This is a genomic window from Pelovirga sp. (assembly GCF_059864205.1).
In genome coordinates this window covers 1-2857 of sequence record NZ_JCBCBS010000181.1, presented here as the reverse complement: position 1 = coordinate 2857, position 2857 = coordinate 1, and the positions used below count along the sequence as shown (strand labels likewise).

Below are 2857 nucleotides of genomic sequence, written 5' to 3'. Positions count from 1 at the left end.
TGCCAATCCCCGGGTCGCCGCCGATCAGCACCAGAGAACCCGGCACCACCCCGCCACCGAGAACCCTGTCAAATTCGCCGATCCCGCTACGACAACGATCTTCCTCGTCGGCCGTCACTTCGGCAATACGCTGGACCGGAGCGGCCAGAGTCGCCGCTCGTGTTTTGCCGGCGGAGGCGCTGCGCACCTCTTCGGTCAGGGCGTTCCACTGGCCGCAGTCCGGACATTTTCCGAGCCATTTGGGGCTCTGATAGCCGCACTGCTGGCAAGTATAAATGGTTTTCTGTTTCACGCCCCTCCCCTTCAAATTAACGGATCATTTTAGGACCTTTACCGTTAGCCTGTCAACGACCGTGGGCACTGTCGCCAGGGTGAATTTGTTCCCATCTGCAAATGTGCTTTAAATCTTACCCCAATATAAAGTTCTGGTCATTTTATCCCTAATGGGATATAAAGGGGTCATCCTTGTCTAGTGGAGATCCCTGTCGTGAACCTCAAAGACATTTATGTCCGCCCTGTTTCGTCTATCGAAGAGGCCCGATATCGCGAGCTAATGCAAACGCATCATTACCTGGGAGATCTGCCCAAAATCGGCGAAACACTCTGGTACGTTGCCCTGAGGCACAATGAATGGACCGCTCTGCTGAGCTTTTCCGCTGCGGCGCTAAAATGTGGCGTTCGCGACCAATGGATTGGCTGGGATCATCGGCGCCAATACGACCGATTGAAACTGGTTGCCAATAATAGCCGCTTTCTGATCCTGCCGCAGTGGCATCTGCAGAACCTGGGTTCGCGCGTCCTGGCGCTGTGCGAACAACGAATCCACCGTGACTGGCTGGAGCGCTTCGGCCATCCGCTCATACTGATGGAGACCTTTGTTGATCCGCAGCGCTACCACGGTACGGTTTACAAAGCGGCCAACTGGCAATATCTGGGGCAGACCAAGGGGTTTCGCCGAACTCGACACGGTTACAGCAATATTGCACAGTCCCCGAAGATGGTGTTTGTCCGTCCGTTGCAACCCACTGCCCAATCGCTTTTATCGCGTCCTCTTCTTGGGGCGCCCTATTGCCCAGGAGGTGCAAAAATGATGTTGACGGCCGATCACATGCGATCTTTACCAGAGTTTTTTACCGATATCCCCGACCCGCGTCGAGCCGCAGGGCGACGTCACCGACTGTCCACCGTGCTGGCCATTGCCGCCGGCGCAACGCTATGCGGGATGCGCGGCTACAGAGCGATGTCCGATTGGGCCCAAAGTCTCGGTTCCAAGGCGCGTGAGCGCTTTGGGTGCCGGAAATCGAACGGCCAGTATATTGTCCCGAGCGAATACATCATTCGCAACGTCCTCATTCGTGTCGATCCAGACCATCTTGATCGCGGACTGCAACGATGGAACGAGGCTTACGCAGGTCGGGATGAAAGTCTCGCCATCGATGGCAAGACGATGTGCAATGCCACCGACGAACAAGGTCACAAGACGCATATCATGAGCGTTATCGGCCATCAGAGCAACACGTGCTACACCCAAAAAAAGTCGGCACCCTGCCGATAGGTAACGGTAGCGATGAGCTCAAGCAAACCAACGAAATCACCATGGCCATTCCCCTGCTTGAAGCGATCTGCATCGAAGGAAAAACCATCAGTGCCGACGCTCTCTTGACGCAACGTCGACTGGCTCGCTACCTGGTCGAAGACAGACGGGCTCATTACCATTTTCCCGTCAAAGGCAATCAACCCCGACTGCTCGAAGATCTTACCCTGCATTTTCAAGGGCGCCAGAAACCGCACGCTGTCACCGTTGATTTTGACCACGGCCGGATCGAGACACGCAAGATCTGGGTCACTGCCGAGCTCAATAGGTATCTCGCCTTCCCCCACGTTGGACAAGCCTTCGTGATCGAACGCGAAAGAATCAATAAAAAGACCGGAGAGGTCTCGACTGAAACCGCTTACGGCATCACCAGCCAAACACCGGAGCAGGCTGATGCCTACTACGTCCTCAAGACCAACCGTGGGCACTGGTGCATAGAAAACAGCTGCCATTACATCATTGATTGGAACTATGATGAAGATCGAAGCCGAATACGCACTGGCCATGGACCGGAAAACATTGCTCGCCTCAGACGTTTTGCGGTCGGTTTGATCAAATCAAAAAACGTCAGCAGCGTTGCTCAAAAAATGAGAATGCTCGCCATGAATCCCCGCGCCGTTCTCGACTACCTGAGAATGACTGGCAATACCAGGAACCGCCAATCTGGAATTGGATACAATTAGAACAAATTTGCCCTGGGGGCAATGTATTCCGCGGTTGATCAGGAACCTGTTTTCTGCAATAGTTGGCGGGCTGCAAAATTGCTGGACCACATTCGACCCAAAAGGATTGTATGGTGAACTGTAAACCTTTTTTTGACAAGCTTGGACTTAACGGCACCCGTTGGCAATGGCGACTGATGCGCTGGGAAAAGAATCTCGCCGCTCTGCGTCGAGGTGAGCGCCTGCCCGGCGACGCCTTCTCTCCGGTCCAATGGATTATCGGGATAAATCTCATCTGGTTCGGTCTGATGGTGCTGAAAGGGGTTACCGCCGGTCTGGGGATGAAACCGTTACTGGCGCCCTCCTTGCCCCTGTTGCACTATTTCGGCGCCCAACGCTGGATTCCGGAAGTCCTTCACTATGGCCAGTGGTGGCGCTGCCTGACCTACGCATTCACCCATGGCGGCATTATTCACATCGGCTTCAATATGCTGGTGCTTTACCAGATCGGCCCACTGGTTGAATTTGAGATCGGCAAGGCGCGATTTGTGTTTCTCTACACCTTTGCCGCCTTGACAGCTACTTTTGCAGGTTTTCTGTG

Annotated in this window: 3 protein-coding genes and 1 pseudogene; 3 read left to right on the top strand and 1 reads right to left on the bottom strand. The window is 54.3% G+C overall.

What is annotated here, in order from left to right; translation table 11 throughout:
• A pseudogene (locus AC6F7T_RS11530) lies at window positions 1–292 on the bottom strand (DNA repair protein RadA); the annotation flags it as partial.
• Between the two features lie 180 nt (window positions 293–472).
• Between AC6F7T_RS11530 and AC6F7T_RS11525 the strand changes: the two are divergent.
• The 3 genes from AC6F7T_RS11525 to AC6F7T_RS11515 all read left to right on the top strand — a co-directional run.
• A complete protein-coding gene (locus AC6F7T_RS11525) occupies window positions 473–1555 on the top strand; it encodes a Druantia anti-phage system protein DruA (protein WP_500718992.1) in 1083 nt (360 codons plus the stop codon).
• Window positions 1519–2277 (top strand): ISAs1 family transposase, encoded by a 759-nt coding sequence (locus AC6F7T_RS11520; RefSeq protein WP_500718990.1) that lies wholly within the window; start codon window positions 1519–1521, stop codon window positions 2275–2277. Before AC6F7T_RS11525 ends, AC6F7T_RS11520 begins: the two co-directional genes overlap by 37 nt.
• Before the next feature lie 110 nt (window positions 2278–2387).
• Window positions 2388–2857, top strand: a 470-nt coding sequence (locus AC6F7T_RS11515) for a rhomboid family intramembrane serine protease (protein WP_500718988.1), incomplete at its 3' end; no start/stop codon positions are given.